This is a genomic window from Flavobacterium sediminis, from assembly GCF_003148385.1.
Classification (GTDB): Bacteria; Bacteroidota; Bacteroidia; order Flavobacteriales; family Flavobacteriaceae; genus Flavobacterium; species Flavobacterium sediminis.
The window spans coordinates 1,824,568-1,842,135 of record NZ_CP029463.1; the positions used below are offsets into that span (position 1 = coordinate 1,824,568).

The window sequence follows — 17,568 nt, forward strand, 5'->3', positions numbered from 1 at the left end:
GTAATAAAATAATTCCTTACATTTGTGCAATAAAGTAAAACTAAAAAATTAAAGATATGGCATTAGCAATAACTGATGCTACTTTTGAAGAAGTAGTATTAAAATCAGATAAACCGGTAGTGGTAGATTTTTGGGCGGCATGGTGTGGTCCTTGTAGAATGGTGGGTCCGGTTATTGACGAAATCTCAACAGAATACGACGGAAAAGCTGTTGTAGGTAAAGTTGATGTAGATGCAAACCAAGAATTTGCAGCAAAATACGGAGTACGTAACATTCCTACCGTTTTAGTTTTCCAAAACGGAGAAGTAGTAGGACGTCAAGTAGGAGTAGCTCCTAAAAAAACATACACAGATGCAATTGATGCATTGTTGTAAAAACATTATGAAAAAGAAAGAAAAGGGCAAACTAATGTTTGCCCTTTTCTTTTATTAGCATATAGGAGAGGAGCATTTTAAACAAAAGAAAAAACTGTATCTTTGATAATATGAAGATTGAAACACAGTTAGAAAAAGTAGCAGCTATACAGCATCTGGAGCTTTTAGCAAATCAGGTTGTTGAAGGTTTTATTTCGGGAATGCACAAGTCACCGTTTCACGGTTTTTCCGCAGAATTTGCAGAGCATAAGATTTACAATCCCGGAGAAAGTACCAAATTTATCGACTGGAAGTTATTTGCTAAAACCGATAAGCTGTTTACGAAGCGATTTGAGGAAGAAACTAATTTACGTTGCCATATTATCATAGATGACTCTTCTTCGATGCATTATCCGGCTTTAGAGCGTTCAATGCCTTTCTATCATAGCAAAATAGGTTTTTCGGTTTTGGCAGCAGCCAGTCTTATGAATTTACTGAAAAAACAACGTGATGCGGTAGGCTTAAGTATTTATTCAGATGAATATGAATATTATGCGCCGGAAAAAGGAAGTGAGCGCCATCATCGTATGTTGCTGCATCAGTTGGAACAACTTTTGGATAAAAACCCGGAGAATAAGAAAACAGATACGGTTACTTTTTTACATCAGATTGCTGAAAAAATACACCGTCGCTCTATGATTATTCTGTTTACAGATATGTTTCAGAAAGAAGATGAAGATAAGATTTTTAAAGCGCTACAACATTTGAAACACAACAAGCATAAAATTGTGGTTTTCCATGTTTTTGATAAGGATAAAGAATTCTCGTTTCAATTTTCAGATGCACCTAAGAAATTTATAGATGTGGAAACAGGAGAATCCGTTCAGCTATTTGCTGAAAATGTAAAAGAGAGTTATCAAAAAGCAGTTGAAATGTACTTTCAGAAAATTAAAGAAAATTGTTTACAATATAAAATTCAGTATGTACCGGCAGCTGTGGGAGAAAATTTTGAAAAAATTTTAATATCCTATTTGATTGAAAAACAGAAGTTTGTTTAAAAGCGGTGAAAAAAAGTGATTTTTTTTTAGAAAAACATTTGCAGGAATCAAAAACCGTTGTATATTTGCAACCGCAATGAAGCACTGGTTTGGTAGTTCAGTTGGTTAGAATACATGCCTGTCACGCATGGGGTCGCGGGTTCGAGTCCCGTCCAGACCGCCAGAAAAAGAGGAAGCTCCGTGAACAACGGAGCTTTTTTGCCCTCTTACATTTTTAAAGATAGTTGTGTTGTTTAGGCACGAAAGTGCCAAAGGTTTAGTAGTTAGACCAATGAAAAGCTGTTCCGTTTACGGAAGGGCTTTTTTGTTTATATAGACTTCTCTATTGCATTTTTCACATCTTTTTTCTTAAAAAGCAAGTTAACTAAACAATAAATTTCCGTTTTAAATTTGTTAAATTCTTTTTTTGACGTGTTTTGTCAAAAAATATAACTTCTTGATAACATAGGTTACCACACCCCAAATCACTAATTCGTCACTGTCTTCAGTAATTTCGATAATTGGGAAACTGTCGTTTTCCTAATACAGACTAAATTCATAAATTCTTTTCCTCAAAAAAGGTGTCCTTTTAGGTGTCCCATAAAAACCTATAGGTGTCCCATTATACAATCAATTTTAATTATAGTTTATAAGCCATGAAAAAATTAAGTATTTTATTTATTTTACCTAAAGGTAAAGTTAGACGTGATAACAAAATAGTTATTAAATGTAGAGTAACATATGATAAGAATAGAAAGGAATTCTCTACCGGAATATTTATAAATCCTGATTATTGGGATGGAAAAAGCCAAGAAGTAAAAAATTCCAATGGGAGTAATATTGTTAATTCACAACTAAACCTGATTAAGACAAAAATTAATCAGGTTTTTTTATACCTACAAGTGAATGATACTAAATTCACTGTTGAAGATATTTTGAGAAAATATAAAGGAGAACCAACTAAAAAGGAATTTGGAATAGTAGAAGTGTATAATAACTATTTACTACGAATTGAAAAGTTAGTTGGAAAGGATATTCAACTGGTTACCTATAACAAGTATATAGAGTCTTTAAGGCATTTAAAAGCCTTTCTAAAGTCGAAATATAAGCAAAAGGATATTTTGGTGTTAGAATTAAAATATCCTTTTATAACAGAGTATGAGTATTTTTTAAAGACTGAACAAAATCTTCAATTGAGTACACTTAATAAAGCTATTCAAAGATTTAGAAAAGTAATTTCTTTTGCAATTAGTCAAGGCTATTTAGATAGAGATCCTTTTTACGCTTATAAAGCAAAAAGATTAAAAAAAGAAGTAGTATTTCTAAATTCAAATCAATTAAAAGCTTTAGAGTGTAAAAATTTTGAAATAGTTAGACTGCAACAAATTAAAGATATGTTTGTGTTTTGTTGTTATACAGGTTTAGGTTTTAAAGAAATGATGGGTTTGAAATATTCTAACATCATTGAAAGATTTGATGGAAACGAATGGCTGAGTGTTAAGCGTAATAAGACCAGTAGAGTTTATTATGTTCCAATATTACCTATTGCAAAAGTTTTGATTAAGAAATATCAAAATGAAACAGATTATGTATTTCCAAGAATGTCAAATCCTAAATTCAATGCCTATTTAAAGGAAATAGCGAATGTGGTAGGAATACAACTCAATTTAACCCATCACATTGCTAGAAAAACTTTTGCAACTACAGTTTTGTTATATAATGATGTGCCAATGGAAGTAGTGTCTGAACTATTAGGGCATTCTAAATTATCTACAACACAAGAACATTATGCAAAGGTGGTTCAAAAGAAAGTTAGTGAGCAAATGAATTCGTTATCAGAAAAATTAAATAAGAATGAGGAAAACCGTAAGGATTAGAAGTCTTTATGTCTTAAAATTGATTTGAATTTATTCTGTTGTTTTAAAAAGTTCATTCATATCAATGTTGAGGAAAGAAGAAATCTGGTAAAGAGTATAGATTGAGGTGTTTATTACACCTCTTTCTATTCTACTTATTTGGGAAATTTCCAAACCTAATTCATTGGCAAGTTGCTCCTGAGTTAAACCTTTAGATTCTCTTAGTTTTCTAAGGTTTTTACCAAATAATTTTAATATTTCTGTTTTATCCTTTGCTAACACAGGATAAAATTCGAACAATAGGATATTTATTTAGTAGGCATATTTGCCTATATTTGTTTAATTAAAACTTTTTACACATGAGAACTAAACTTTTATTTCTATTAGTAATCCCAATTTTTGGGTTTGCACAAAAAGGTGAATTGCTTCAATTTGCGTATGCTTCTTATATTCTGTATCAAGAAAATACAGCTGATTTAATAGAGATGCCAATAACAGTAGTTATAGATCATCCTGAAAAAGATTGGGTAAGTGTATTTGAAAATCATCAAGATGAATCAAAACTTATTTTAGAACTGAAACCTTCAGGTAACACAGAAGAGGTTAACGAATATTTCGTCGATGAGCAACGTAAAATTTACAGAAGAGTCTATACTGAAGACTCTGGTGATTTGTATAGTATATTTTTCCTTATGGATAAGTCTGAGAGAGAAGAAATACATTTATATAAATTAAATAGTGATAATAATTTCATTCCTTATATGTCATTAATGACAATGGAATATATGGATGTTTTTTATAATAAAATTATTAGATGAATATGTTTACAATTTTAATTATTATAACACTTGTAATTATATATTTTATTATTGCAGGAATTAAAGAAAATGAAACAAGAGAAGCTGTTGATAGAGAGAGAAGAATAAGTAATAAAAAAATAGCAGACATTCACTTTCAAAATATGGTTCAAAATGCATTAAACAGGCAAAAACTTTTAAATGAAGTTCATAATAATTTTATTATTGAACTTGAAAATGAAGATTATATTAAAAAAGCACGTATCGAGGATGAAATATTAAAAATTCAATTAAATTGTTATGTTGATGATTACTATGATGCTCAAATTTTTGCTGAAAACTTATTAAATTCTTTGAATTATACAACTGGAATTAATCAGATTAATGTATTTGATTGTGACGGATTTGCTGTTGCAACAACTTCAAGATAAACTTAAGAGTTAAAATAAGAGGGGAAATTATTTTAAAAAAGATCCAACTAAATTAGATTATGAATGAACCAAATTCAATTTTAGAGTTCTTAGGAATTTTAGTAATAATGGGCGTTGTAATGGCAGTAGTTATTACTTTGTTTATTGAAGGCAAAGAAAAATTAAGTAATATTCAAAGAGAAAATAAAAATAATTCAAAGGTTTTTAAAGATTCTAATCATCTAATGACAAAAAGTGTTAATCATAAAGATTTGGAAAATTATAAGTCTCAAAAAATTCTCATAGAAAACTCATTTAGCGAATTAGATAAAACAAAATTATTTATTAATTATATATTCTATGACTTTTGTTTTAATATAGAAACAGCAAAAATGTTTTTAGTAGAAAGTAAGTCACAAGAAAGTATAATTATGGGATTGTTGGTTTTTCAATTCGAATCTGAAAAATTATTAGAAAAAGTATTAAAGATTTTTTTTAGAAAAAAATATGGATTCGAACTTGGTGAGGGAAGTTATAATACTTATAGAATTGATGGTTTTAAATTTTATATAGATGTACATAGAGAATATAATGATGATAATAACAGTTATTTTGATATACTATATAATGATTTTGAAGATGTTGTAGATGAACAGAATAATGAAGTATTAATTGCAAAAAATTTTATTGTTTATTGTAAAGACAATTTTCCTAAAGCAATATTTGTTCTGGTTTATGACCCAATTTTAGAAGTGCATTTTGTTAGAAGAGTTTATGAAGATGGAAAAAGTATCATGTTAACTAAAATCATTGACGCAGAAAACTACGAGTTAATTACTTTTTTAGAAGAATATGTTTTAAAATTATAAAATATGGCAGAAATATTAAAAGCAAACTGTAGAATTTGTAATTACAAAGTAGAGGTTAAATATGGTGGAGGGAAATTCGATTATTTAACAAACAATCCAGTTCCCGCATTTAATAAAACTACAGAAGAAATAGAAAGTGTAAATTTTTTGACTGAAAAAGAAAATTCAAACTACGTTTTTTATTCAAATGACGAAATTAAAGGAGATAATGAAGATGGATATATTTTTAGAAATTTTGATTTAGAATTAAATCAGATAAATAATTATTGTCCAAAATGTAAAAACTATAGCTTAACTTTTCAAAGCTATATTTATTCTTAAAAATTTTTTTTAATTTTTTTCAGAACGTTTATTAAAAACGAAAGTACCTATTAAGCCAACATCATCCCCCGACTTCTTCAAAATTTTGGGTTATCCCCCTAGTATAAATATGGAAGTTATTTTAATCATTCCGCTTTATTCAAGGTTTGGGATAAATCCAATATTGTTTAATCTTAAAAATTTAAAAGACTATGGTACAAATTGTAGGTTACAAGGAATTTAAAAGAGAAGATGGAGAAAATTTTTACTCTTTAATTGTTCAAGGTGGTGTTGAAGCAGTAGTTAGTAAAGTTACAGGAAGAACTTATTTAACTGCAAATAAAGCTTCAGTTTCATGCACATTTGACGAACCAACTTGTAAGAGTTTAATTGGAACTAATCTAGAAGGTAAAATTACTAAAGTAGAAGTTGAACCTTACTCTTATATTGATGAAGAAACTGGTGAAGAAATCGAGAGAAATCATCGTAATGTGTTTATGACTGATGAAGAAGTCACTATGAATGAGCATGTCATTCAAGAAGAAATTTAGTATATGCCATACAGATTATTACATGCAACAAAAGGGTTCTACAGAGAGCCCTTTTTTTATTTTTTAAATGTTTAATTAAATATATAAGCCATGCAATTAAAAAAAGCAAAAAGACAACAAGTAAAATTAAAAATTGGTTTGTCAGGACCAAGTGGTTATGGGAAAACCTATAGTGCACTATTATTAGCTTTTGGAATGACTAATGATTGGAATAAGATAGCTATTATAGATACAGAGAATAATAGTGCAAGTTTATATTCTCATTTAGGAGAATTTAATGTGTTAACTTTAAATGAACCCTTTACTCCAGAGCGTTATATTGAAGCTATTAAAGTTTGCGAAAACGAAGGAATTGAAGTTTTAATTATTGACTCAATTTCGCACGAGTGGAATGGAAAAGGAGGTTGTTTAGAGATACATGAACAGCTTGGAGGAAGATTCCAAGATTGGAATAAAGTAACTCCCCGTCATAATTCGTTTTTAGATGCGATTATTCAATCTAAACTTCATGTTATAACAACTTCAAGAAGAAAAGTAGATTATAGTTTAGACCAAGATTCAAATGGTAAAACTAAAGTGATGAAATTGGGAACTAAGGAAATTCAACGCGAGGGTTACGAATATGAAATTACCGTAAACTTTGAGTTTTTAAATGATAAACACCTAGTTACTGTAAGCAAAGACAGAACTGGACTTTTTGTGGGTAAACCTGAATTTATAATTAACGCTTCTACAGGTAAAAAACTATTGGATTGGTGTAATCAAGGAACATCTTTTGAAGAGTTAAAAGTGATGATTGAAAGCACAACTTCAACCGATGAATTGAAAAATATTTATAATGAAAACACTCAATTTAAAACGGAACTATATCCTTTAATTATAAAAAGGAATGAAGAATTAAATTCAATTAATTCTCAAGTTGTAAATGACAATATTGTTCAACCATAAAATTAATACGATGGAATTAGTTACTACAAGACAAGAAGGGATTGTGGTTGAAGAATCACAAATTGTAAAATCACATCCTAAAAGAAATTTCATAGAAGCAAATACTATACAAGTTGACATAAATCATTTAAAAGATGAATGTATTATACCTGTATTTGCAAAAGATAATGAAACAACCATTTCCCATTATCAGTTTATTAATACAACTAAAAGTGCGATTAAAGAAATATTAGATTACCAAGGCGATTTAATACCAGATATTAGGGTCAGTCATATAATTAAAGGTAGAGTTCCAAGTGCCATTGGTAAACCCGCAAAAGAACTTTTAGAAAAAGAAAAAACCATTTACTATGAGAGAATGGCTTTTTTGTTTGAAATCCCTCAAATATCCGAAGAAGTTAATGGTAATAAACTCAATCTCTGTATCGGAGGTGTTAGAGCTTATAATCAAGAAAATCTTTTTAGTAAAAAAAGTATTGAGAAATTTAAAGTCTTCATTGGGTTTCAAAATACTATTTGCACAAATCTATGCATTTCAACAGATGGCTTGTTATCGGATTTGAGAGTTTCTTCAGTTGAAGAATTGAAGAAATCCATTATACAATTGGTTAATGAATATGACAGGAAAGAGCATTTAATAGAAATGAAAAAATTGAATGATTTCTATTTATCAGAAAGTCAATTCGCTCATCTTATTGGTAAAATGAAATTATTTTCTCATTTAGAAAAAGGACATAAAAAGACATTATTCCCATTAATGATTAATGACTCGCAGATAAATATAATAGTAAAAGATTATCATTTTGACAAGTATTTTTCTAAAAAGGATAATAAAATTTCTTTATGGAGTCTATATAATTTATTTACCGAAGCAAATAAAAGCACTTACATTGATTCTAATTTAGAACGAAATGTAAATGCGTGTGAGTTTATGAAATATATAGGGAATTTGCTTAAAAATAACCATTCAAATTACTTCTTACATAATAATATAATAGCGTTTTAGTCCGATTCTATAAATCAATTATAAATAAAAATGACTAAAAAAGAAATTGCAGAAATACTAAAATACGCTTCTCCTAAAGTGCTTTATATTGTTACATGGAATAATATATTAAAAAAGCTTTATTGTCCTTTTAAAGTTAAAGCAAAGCAGGATATTGGTGTAATAAAAGAAGATGAAGTTGTTTTAGTTGACGAAGTTAAAGTAAATATGGAATTAACAACCATTTTTGTGATTAATCAAAAAGCTTATTACTATTATTATTTTGAAATCATCGTTGAAACATAGTTTCTATATCAAAAAAAGATAGTATTACTATCTCGTGCTTATGCTGTATTATGGGATAACCAACTTTTTGAGACGGTTTACACGTGAAACAAAACCACTGAAAAAGATGTTAGCTAATATGTATAGAAACACCTTATATGAGGTGTTTCTATACATGATTAATGATTAATTTATTTTTTAGTAAAATAAATTAAAAAAAATTTGCGTAATTCAAATATTTTTTGTATGTTTACATGATTTTTATCAGTTTTTTAAAAATAATATAAAAATTTAACAAATACTACAATTCAAAAAATTCATAAAGCTGATTAAACAATAATGTTTAATTAAATTAATAAATTATGAATTTAAATGAAGAAAGGATTAAAGAGAAGAATTATTCTAATTCTATTAAGTATCTAACTACTAATCAACCTACTAATACTATTAATAATGTTACTTATGGTATTGAAGGTGAAGATTGTTTAAAAAAGCCTTTATTTACTGAAGTTACAGGGCATAAATTTGAAGATTACTACCAAAGTTTTAATGACACTTTTCCGACTTATTTAAGTAATTGTGAATCTATTACAATTCCTAAAAAAGTGAAAAGAGCAGTTAGTGGATTACCAAAAGGTGTTTTAAACAAAATTGATAAGGATAAAAATGTAGCAATTGAAAAATGTTTAGATTTTGTTTCAAATTTTACAGGATCTATTTTTTATGAAGAGGAAGAAGATAAATGGAGGAATCTAAGTTCCAAATACCTCGATGAAACCTATAGAAAAGGTAAAAATAACACTTATATTTATAGGTACATTATTAAAGCTCTCCAATATTCTACTATTTCAACATATCCAATTATTGAAATTAAGAAAAATGAATATGGCAATGAGTCATATTTGTCTAATGAGTTTTCAAAATCGTATAAATTAAATTCATATTTTGATACTGACAGCCTTGTTTCTTATAGTCTTAAAAATGAAGATTTGATAAGTAAAAAAAGGAAAAAACATTTAGAAAGACTATCTCAAACCATTCAGAATCCAATTGGAAAAAATTTGTTGGAAGTTTATAAAAATATTGAATTGCCAACTAATAAGCAAATAGAAATTAAAGCAAGTACATTAATTAAAGATGATTTTGAAACAAAGAAGGGTAAATTATTAACTCGATTAAATAATAGAAAAAGAGAAAATATTAAAGACTTTAAAAATAAAAGTTTTGTTGAAGACAATATTAAGCAATTTAATTATTTAACAAAGAATGGTTTTTTTATGCCATCAATTGGAGATTTAAAATCTGGAGGGAGAGTTGTGGATAGTTTTACTTTGATGTCAAGTTGGATAAGAGAGCTTGTTATTATTGATGGTGAAAAAATTGTTGAAGTTGACTTTAAAGCTTTGCACCCGAATTTAGCGATGAAAATTTACAATGGTTCAACTAAGTTTATAAAACATCAAGATCTCGCAAATACGCTTGGAATTACCTTACAAGAGGTAAAGAGAGAACACGTATCATTTTTTAATAGAAGAATCAGTGGGATGAAAAGAAGTCCCTTATATGATTATTACAACCAGTATGAGTCAGAATTATTGAAAAATATAATAGCTGACAAAAAAGGTTCTAAATATAGGCATAAGGTAACCTCTATGAAACTATTCCAACTAGAGGTGCAAATTATGACAGAAGTAATACAAAGATTAAACAAACAAGAAATTTACGTCTTATATATTTATGATGCTTTAGGGTGTAAAGAAAGTGAAGTTGATATAGTTAAAAAAACTATGAATGAAGTGATATTAGAATTTGGAGTATCCACAGTAGCTGAATAATAAATTAAAAAAAGAAAAGATGATGATAGAAGGAATAATTTACAGAGCAACAAATACGATTAATGGTGAAGTTTACATAGGAGCAACAACTCAAAAATTGAGTGAACGTAAAAAAGACCATATTAATAAAATTAATAAAGAATATGGTCATAAATTCCATAAAGCGTTAGGAGAATATGGGTGTGAGAATTTTGTTTGGGAAGAAATTGATACAGCGACTAATTTAAATGAATTAGCACTTAAGGAGTCAGATTATATTGAAAAATACGACTCGTTTAATAATGGTTATAATTCTGATAGGGGAGGAGGCTTTAAAAAGATTATTTATCAATTTAATTTAACTGGGGAATTAATTACAACATTTAAGTCATTAGCCGAAGCCTCAAAATCTGCTGATATTCCAGTTTCTTCAATTAGTAAGGCTTGTACAGGTGATAGGAACACATGTGATGGTTATTATTGGAATTATACAGCAACATTTAATATTAAAGAAGACAAAAGAAGAAATAAAGTTGAACAATATTCTTTAGAGAATGAATATTTAAATTCGTTTGATTCAATTTTAGAAGCTTCAAAAATTACTGGAGTTAACAATAGTTCTATTGCAAAATGCCGTAGAGGAGAAAGAAATAAGGCAGGAAACTTTATTTGGAAATTGTCTGACTAAAAGGAATTCTATATTAAATTTCTTTTTATGATGAACTAAATGTTTTTTTGTAGGAAAAAGAAATAAAAATATTTAGATTAGCTAAATATTTTTGTTGAGTATGGCTATTCCTGTTTTTAAGGTTTTGAAAGCTTATCATGGTGATTGTATTTTGATTAAGCATGTTAAAGAGAATTGTGAAGTTAATATATTAATTGATGGAGGAACTGCATCAACTTTCGATTATAGTTTAAAAAAGGAGCTCGTAAATACTAAATCAATAGATTTAATAATTTTAACACACATAGATTCCGACCACATAGGAGGTTTAATAAGATTTTTTAAAAATTCAATAATTGAGAAAATTGAAGTAAAACAAATTTGGGTTAATTTTCCAGATATTATTGAGGTTTCTGGTGGTGAAAAAATAAGTTTTAATCAAGCTAAAACTTTAGAAAAACTCATAAAAGTAAAAATGCCTAAAACAGAAATTCTTAACTATATTCATTCAGGCAAGGATAAGATAAATATAGAAGGGTTTGATATTAATGTAGTTTCTCCAACTAAAGAAATATTAGATGATCTATATAAGAATTGGCCAAAAATAGAAAAAATAGAAAAGGCAAAAGATATTTCTGAAACTAATGTTTCAAAAAATAATAATACGATTAATCGAAAAGCGTTAGTTGAATTAAACAAAATTCCATTTAATCCAGACAAGAGTGTTCAAAATGATTTAATAAATGCATCTTCAATTTCTATAATTCTTGATTGTCCCGATTTGAAACTATTATTATTAGCTGATTCAAGACCAGAGGTTATTGAGGAATATTTAGTAAAAAACTATAGTGAAGAAAAGCTTAAAGTAGATTATGTAAAAGTGTCCCATCACGGAAGTAAAAACAATACTTCCCAAAAAATGCTGGATTATATCGACTGTGACAATTATATTATTTCTACAAATGGCGGGACCGCAAAACATAAACACCCATCAAGGGAAACGATTGCGAGAATAGTTTATAATGAAAAACGGAATTTTAATAACAAAAGATATATATATTTTAATTACCCTATTGAAGAAATTAAGAAAAAATCAGGAGTATTTATAAATGAGAATGATGTTAAAGATGGTAATTGGGAGTATCTTAATAAGAATGAATTTTAAATCAAATGGCATTAGAACTAATTAAAAAAAGTTGTGTAAAAGTTTCTATTATTATAGATGGAGAGACAGTAAAGCAAGGTAGTGGTGTTATTATTCATTTTAGTAGTAAATTTTATGTATTGACAGCATATCATTGCGTTGACGATAATGAAATTGAAAATATAATCATTGAAAGACAAGAACATTATAACAGTAATTTTGAAAAAATTGAAATTATATCAAAAGTAGAGTTTGATATAGATAATGATTGGATGCTACTTGAAGTAGATTATCAAGATGATGATTTAAAAAACATTAAAACTGCTAAAAATTTTATAGCTGACGAAGTAGTTAGTTTTTCTGGATATCAAAACATATTAGAGAGAGATAGAAGAAAATGGGATGCAAAAATATTAGATTTAGCAACTTCTTCATTTAAGATTACACTAGAAGGTAAAAGTTTTCAACAAGCAGGAGAAGATGCGGTTAGTATAGCGGAAGGATTGTCGGGAAGTGGTGTCTACGTAATTAAAGATGGAAAACCATATCTAATAGGTATTTTATGTTCTATAAAGGATGAAAAGGGTTTTAATGATGATATTGATTGCTGTCTTATAACCAATTTAATCAAATATATTTCTGAATGTCAGGATTTATCAGACATGGATTATTTAGATAAATGGTCTGAGAATTTAGAAAACAGAAGTGTTGAAGAAGAAATTGAAGAATGGAAAAATAGTAATGTTAAACAATTTGAAGATATAATCAGGAAAAATAAAGTTCTATATGGTGATAACCAAATAGCAGATAGAAAAACTAGTATTGATATAAAAAAATATCAATCCATTAAAAATAATATAGATGAATATGAAGATAAATATCCTGAATTGTTTAAAAAATTTAGAGAAATAATAAAGAGATATAAGGATACTGTAGAGTATGATTTTACTGGTGAAGTTGAAAATTCAAGTGTAGCGAAAGAAGTAAGACGTTCTTTAAACGAAAGCTTAAAAAGAGAACTTGAAAAGATATTTAATGCTGATATGAAATTAGATATTACAGAATATCAAATAATTGAATGGTTAATGGACTGCACTTTAAATTTTATACCTAAGAAAAATGATTAATATAATTCTAAAAAGTAAGGAAGTATCTTTCCCAATTAAATACAATGGTTATTACAAGCTAATACTAATGTTGGCAATAATAAAGTATTGTGGGAGAGGTGGGAAAGCATCAATCACATTGATACATTTAATTTTTTGGAGTATACGATCCAATGAAAATTATACCGTTATAATGGAAATACAGAAGCAAATTCGATCAAGTTTAGTGCCTTGGTCTTTTGAAACAGGCATTGAAAAAATATTAGCTTTAGCTTTCATAAATGAACTTTGTAAAAAAGAAGTTTCTGGAGGAGAAATAGAGTTAAGTTTAACAGAGCATGGAAATCAAGTTTTGGAAGAAATTATTAAAGAGGAATTATTTGTAGAGGAAATTAATAGAATAAAAACAATAGGACAGATACCTAAAAACAGAATTAAAAAAGCTAATTCAAATTGGAAATTAATATAGTCTAAGTTATGCTAATTTTAAAAAGATTAAGACTGGAAATTATTACATCTGATCAAGATAGTGATGATAATATATATGGATTTGATTTTTCCTTTAAGGAGGGATTAAATATAATTGCTGGACAAAATTCAAGGGGTAAAACAACTATTAATTCTTGTATTTACTACGCTTTAGGTATGGAAGAATTATTGGGCGCTCAAAATGACAAAGCTTTAGATAAGTCATTAAAAGAAAATTTTACAACTATTAATGGGAAGAACATATTAATCATGATATTTTAGTATCTAAAGTTTTCTTGGAAGTTTCAAATTCTAGAGAAACAAAAACGATTGAAAGATATATAAAGTCAAGTTCTGAGGATAATAAACTATGCAAAGTATTTAATTCTAATATTGATGGAGTTAATATAGCTGAGATCACCAAACTTTTCGTCAGAGGTAACAATAATAATGAAAATGAAAATGGATTTTATAATTGGCTTTCTGAATTTATAGGAGTTGAGTTGCCATTAGTAATTAATAATTCAAAGAAAGACGGTTATAGTCCATTATATATGCAAACAATATTTTCTTCATTATTCATTGAGCAAACAAAAGGATGGTCAGATTTTTTTGCGACTATGCCATATTTTGGAATTCCAAAGGCTAAAGAAAAAATTATTGAATTTACATTGGATCTTAATGAACTTGATACTTCATTAGAAAAGGATGAAATCTTAAAAGAGAAGAATTATTTGTCTGACGAATGGAATAAAAGAATCAAATCTTTAGAGTTAATAATTAGTGAATTTAATGGAGAAATTCAAGAATTACCAAAAGAGTTAACCGTCGAAAAAAGTGAAATAGATCAAATAAAAGTATTATTTAAAACAGATGTAGATGAAATTAAAACATTAAATAGTTTAATAGAATCCAAAAAAGATGATTATGAAATATTAAAGAATAAGCCTATTTCAAAAATACAAGATAACAAATTGGAAGTTCTTGAAAAGTTTGAAAGTGAAAAAGCTGAATATAAATTACTAAGGCAAAAAATTGATACTTTTTCTAATAATTTAAGTCTTCAAAAATTACAATTTGAAAATTTAAATAGTCAAAAAGAAAAAATCACTAAAGAAATTAAAGATCATAATTCATTAATAAAAGTTTTTGATGAAAATTTTTTGAATAGAAATAACGGAAATATTTGCCCAACATGTACTCAAAAAGTTAGTTATGATTTAATATCCTCAGCAGAGATTCATATTCCTAAGTTAACATTGGAAGATAATAAAGTGTTTTTGGTAGGGCAAGAAAAATTAATACAAACTTCATTAAAATCGCTAACAAAAGTTATAGAAGAGAAAGATGTTATTTTAAAATATTATAAAAAGAACCTTCGAAATAAAGAAGAATTAATTAAATCATTATCAAATGATTTAATTGCTGATGATAGAGATTTTTCTGAATCAGATGTGTTAAAAAAAGTTCAATTGGAAAAAGAGATTAGTGAACTAAATTTTATTGATAAAAAAATTAGAGAACTATTTGAAGATTTAAAAGAATTAGCAACTAAATATCATAATAACTTAGTAAGGTTAGGGGGTTAAAGAGTAAACAAGAAGAAGATGATGATAAGGTAAGAAGATTTGAAAAGCAATATAAGGACTATTTGTTTGATTTTGAATATGATAGTAATGAAAAATGGGAAGTGAATATATCAGATAAAGAACCATTTAAATATTTTCCAGTTTATCAGCAGAACAGACAAGCTCCTCAACAATCTATTCGTATCAACTCGTCAGCTTCTGATTTTGTTAGGAATATTTGGGCTTACACATTAACACTGTTGAGTGAGGGGTTAAATCATATAGGAATCGTAATGTTTGATGAGCCTGGTCAACATAAAACTAAAATGAGCAGTTTAGAAAAATTCTTCCAAGTTTGTTCTACTTTTTATGATAGACAAGTGATAATTTTTACGTCAGTTGATAAAGTTTTAGATAATGAAAATGATGAAAAACTTGATATATATAAAATCTTAGATGGAATTTCACGAGAGAATTATAAACTTATTGAATTAGATTCAGATAGTAAAGCAATAAAGAGATTATTATAAAATCGAAATAATTATTTACTCTTAAAAGTCGTATAAAAGGATAGTAATAATTTTTTTATTTTAATTATTTGATTTTTAAATGTTTAAAACGTAGGGTTCGAGTCCCGTCCAGACCGCCAGAAAAAGAGGAAGCTCCGTGAACAACGGAGCTTTTTTGCCCTCTTACATTTTTAAAGATAGTTGTGTTGTTTAGGCACGAAAGTGCCAAAGGTTTAGTAGTTAGACCAATGAAAAGCTGTTCCGTTTACGGAAGGGCTTTTTTGTTTATATAGACTTCTCTATTGCATTTTTCACATCTTTTTTCTTAAAAAATCAATCGCTTAAATAATTAATTTAAAGTTTTAATTAACTAAATGTTATTTTTAGATTGTTTATTCGTTCGGATGACTTTTTATAGGATGGTTAAAAGAAGTCAGATTTTGCTTTATGAATAGCAAAGTTTAAATTTGAAAGTCTAATGAATGTCTTTCCGGACATCTTATTAGGCTTTAATGATTACAATTTTTGATATTTAAGGTTGCTTCTTTATTTTCTTTGTACAATTTCCCAATCATAGTTGATCTTCCTTTTTAAATACACTTTTAGAGGCTCTAAACTGATTTTCTTCCGGCGTTGGTCCACATACTCAGGTTCAAGAATAGGAAAGGGTTCAAGGCTTCGTTCTGCATTATAACGAAATTGCATTCCGTAAATTTGAGGTTGGTTGTCATTAACCAATATCCGATCCTGTATTTTGGCATATTCTACACAACTTCCTTCTCCGTCTAAGCAGGCTTTTTTTATTACAGGCAAGTATTTTTTTCGTATGCTATCACTTTCATGATGATTAATGACAAGAAGAGGAGCATCAGCTGCCAATTGACCTACATTAGAATATTTAGGCCATCCATACGTTTTAATTAGTTCTTCCATGTCCGTGTAGTTGTCCTGAGCTGTTTTTTGCTTCATATAAGCTAACGGATAATACCATTGCGGAATATAGCCTTGTTCTGAATAAAATTTTTTGGCTTGTTCAATGTAATAGTCCAGTACCTGATCTTTCATGATAATGTGGAGCAATTTTTTTGTGTATTCCGGCTGTTTAAGTTTGCCATTTACTTTTTGGAATTTTTCCATCTGTTGCGTTTCGATATTAAGCCAACGGGGATCTTGTGTTAGAGCGTACAAGTCGGTATCTGCCAATGCCCATAAAGAAGAATCATTTTGTAAAGCAATGTTTAAGTAATGATAAGCACTGTCTCTTTGAAAAGTTAAAGCATAGGCACATGCCAGATTATAAACGTTTTTCCGATTGTTTTGATCTTTTTTGTAAATTGTCTTATAAGCTATGATTGCTTGGTCTAATTCTCCTTTTTGTCGTAAACTATCGCCTTCAGAAATTGCAGTTTGTCCAAAACAGCTATGGCTGATCCATAGCAGGATTATTGTTTTTAGATACTTTTTCATGTCCTTATGCTTTGTTTTTCTTAGAATTAAAAAGACCTTTGAGTATTTTACAGATCATATACAAACTGATTCCTAATACAGGAGTAATTAAGGTATAAGAGATACCCTGGAACATTAAATTCGGAGCAATACCTCCGGATTTTCCAACAAAATAAAAGCTATGCATTAATCCCAGTAAAAGGGATAGGATGCCGGATATAAGGATCCAAAAGGCAGCATGGTCTATTTTAGAATTGTAATAAGAGATCAATTTTTGATCTTCAGGTTTTGTTTTTAATTTTTTAATGAAATGAAAGACCGCTATTGAACTGAAAATTAAAAAAACAATGATAAACTTCGGGTCTCCACTAGCAATAAATTCTGTAAATGGCATTCTCATAATAATTCTGTTTTTAAATTGAGTTCCAAAAATAAAAGCAGAGCTTACTTCTTTC

General features: G+C 28.1%; 22 protein-coding genes and 1 tRNA gene. 20 read left to right on the top strand and 3 right to left on the bottom strand.

Annotated features, from left to right (window positions below; all coding sequences use genetic code 11):
- Positions 1-56: 56 nt before the first annotated feature.
- From trxA to DI487_RS08465, 4 genes are all read left to right on the top strand, one after another.
- Positions 57-374: a thioredoxin gene (gene trxA / locus DI487_RS08450; protein ID WP_109569256.1), complete on the top strand. Its 318-nt coding sequence runs from the start codon at positions 57-59 to the stop codon at positions 372-374.
- A 110-nt stretch (positions 375-484) separates the two neighbouring features.
- Positions 485-1,411 (top strand): DUF58 domain-containing protein, encoded by a 927-nt coding sequence (locus DI487_RS08455; protein ID WP_109569257.1) that lies wholly within the window; start codon positions 485-487, stop codon positions 1,409-1,411.
- Between the two features lie 86 nt (positions 1,412-1,497).
- Positions 1,498-1,574: transfer RNA gene (locus DI487_RS08460), tRNA-Asp, on the top strand.
- 472 nt (positions 1,575-2,046) lie between these two features.
- Positions 2,047-3,267 carry a site-specific integrase gene (locus DI487_RS08465; protein ID WP_109569258.1) on the top strand — a complete coding sequence of 407 codons (1,221 nt, stop codon included), beginning with the start codon at positions 2,047-2,049 and terminating at the stop codon, positions 3,265-3,267.
- Positions 3,268-3,297: 30 nt separating this feature from the next.
- On the opposite strand, the gene DI487_RS08470 is transcribed toward DI487_RS08465, so the two are convergent.
- Positions 3,298-3,528: a helix-turn-helix domain-containing protein gene (locus DI487_RS08470; protein ID WP_218925764.1), complete on the bottom strand. Its 231-nt coding sequence runs from the start codon at positions 3,526-3,528 to the stop codon at positions 3,298-3,300.
- Positions 3,529-3,605: 77 nt separating this feature from the next.
- Between DI487_RS08470 and DI487_RS08475 the strand changes: the two genes are divergently transcribed.
- The 16 genes from DI487_RS08475 to DI487_RS08550 all read left to right on the top strand — a co-directional run bounded on the left by DI487_RS08475 (position 3,606) and on the right by DI487_RS08550 (position 15,688).
- Complete coding sequence (locus DI487_RS08475; RefSeq protein WP_109569260.1) at positions 3,606-4,064, top strand: hypothetical protein; 459 nt, start codon at positions 3,606-3,608, stop codon at positions 4,062-4,064.
- Positions 4,065-4,066: 2 nt separating this feature from the next.
- Entirely contained in the window at positions 4,067-4,474 is a 408-nt protein-coding gene (locus tag DI487_RS08480; protein ID WP_146193409.1) for a hypothetical protein, read from the top strand.
- A gap of 59 nt (positions 4,475-4,533) precedes the next feature.
- Positions 4,534-5,322 (top strand): hypothetical protein, encoded by a 789-nt coding sequence (locus DI487_RS08485; RefSeq protein WP_109569262.1) that lies wholly within the window; start codon positions 4,534-4,536, stop codon positions 5,320-5,322.
- Positions 5,323-5,325: 3 nt separating this feature from the next.
- The gene (locus tag DI487_RS08490) at positions 5,326-5,643 is read left to right on the top strand and encodes a hypothetical protein (protein ID WP_109569263.1); all 318 of its coding nucleotides are present in this window, start codon (positions 5,326-5,328) and stop codon (positions 5,641-5,643) included.
- A gap of 191 nt (positions 5,644-5,834) precedes the next feature.
- Positions 5,835-6,173: a hypothetical protein gene (locus DI487_RS08495; protein ID WP_109569264.1), complete on the top strand. Its 339-nt coding sequence runs from the start codon at positions 5,835-5,837 to the stop codon at positions 6,171-6,173.
- 90 nt (positions 6,174-6,263) lie between these two features.
- Positions 6,264-7,121, top strand: a complete 858-nt coding sequence (locus tag DI487_RS08500) for an AAA family ATPase (RefSeq protein WP_109569265.1) — start codon at positions 6,264-6,266, stop codon at positions 7,119-7,121.
- Between the two features lie 10 nt (positions 7,122-7,131).
- A complete protein-coding gene (locus DI487_RS08505; RefSeq protein ID WP_109570641.1) occupies positions 7,132-8,127 on the top strand; it encodes a DUF3871 family protein in 996 nt (331 codons plus the stop codon).
- Positions 8,128-8,157: 30 nt separating this feature from the next.
- Positions 8,158-8,412 carry a hypothetical protein gene (locus DI487_RS08510; protein WP_109569266.1) on the top strand — a complete coding sequence of 85 codons (255 nt, stop codon included), beginning with the start codon at positions 8,158-8,160 and terminating at the stop codon, positions 8,410-8,412.
- A 341-nt stretch (positions 8,413-8,753) separates the two neighbouring features.
- Entirely contained in the window at positions 8,754-10,226 is a 1,473-nt protein-coding gene (locus DI487_RS08515; RefSeq protein ID WP_109569267.1) for a hypothetical protein, read from the top strand.
- Between the two features lie 19 nt (positions 10,227-10,245).
- On the top strand, positions 10,246-10,893 hold the full coding sequence (locus DI487_RS08520; protein ID WP_109569268.1) for an NUMOD1 domain-containing DNA-binding protein: 648 nt from the start codon (positions 10,246-10,248) through the stop codon (positions 10,891-10,893).
- 100 nt (positions 10,894-10,993) lie between these two features.
- Positions 10,994-12,037 (top strand): ComEC/Rec2 family competence protein, encoded by a 1,044-nt coding sequence (locus DI487_RS08525; protein ID WP_109569269.1) that lies wholly within the window; start codon positions 10,994-10,996, stop codon positions 12,035-12,037.
- A gap of 5 nt (positions 12,038-12,042) precedes the next feature.
- Positions 12,043-13,143 carry a trypsin-like serine protease gene (locus DI487_RS08530; protein WP_109569270.1) on the top strand — a complete coding sequence of 367 codons (1,101 nt, stop codon included), beginning with the start codon at positions 12,043-12,045 and terminating at the stop codon, positions 13,141-13,143.
- Entirely contained in the window at positions 13,136-13,591 is a 456-nt protein-coding gene (locus DI487_RS08535) for a hypothetical protein (RefSeq protein WP_109569271.1), read from the top strand. Before DI487_RS08530 ends, DI487_RS08535 begins: the two co-directional genes overlap by 8 nt.
- Before the next feature lie 8 nt (positions 13,592-13,599).
- The gene (locus tag DI487_RS08540; RefSeq protein ID WP_109569272.1) at positions 13,600-13,872 is read left to right on the top strand and encodes an AAA family ATPase; all 273 of its coding nucleotides are present in this window, start codon (positions 13,600-13,602) and stop codon (positions 13,870-13,872) included.
- Between the two features lie 14 nt (positions 13,873-13,886).
- A complete protein-coding gene (locus DI487_RS08545; RefSeq protein ID WP_109569273.1) occupies positions 13,887-15,179 on the top strand; it encodes a hypothetical protein in 1,293 nt (430 codons plus the stop codon).
- Between the two features lie 62 nt (positions 15,180-15,241).
- Positions 15,242-15,688 (top strand): hypothetical protein, encoded by a 447-nt coding sequence (locus tag DI487_RS08550; protein WP_109569274.1) that lies wholly within the window; start codon positions 15,242-15,244, stop codon positions 15,686-15,688.
- 525 nt (positions 15,689-16,213) lie between these two features.
- Here DI487_RS08550 and DI487_RS08555 read toward each other — a convergent pair.
- Entirely contained in the window at positions 16,214-17,134 is a 921-nt protein-coding gene (locus DI487_RS08555; RefSeq protein WP_109569275.1) for a DUF6624 domain-containing protein, read from the bottom strand.
- A 4-nt stretch (positions 17,135-17,138) separates the two neighbouring features.
- On the bottom strand, positions 17,139-17,513 hold the full coding sequence (locus tag DI487_RS08560) for a hypothetical protein (RefSeq protein WP_146193411.1): 375 nt from the start codon (positions 17,511-17,513) through the stop codon (positions 17,139-17,141).
- Positions 17,514-17,568 lie beyond the last annotated feature (55 nt).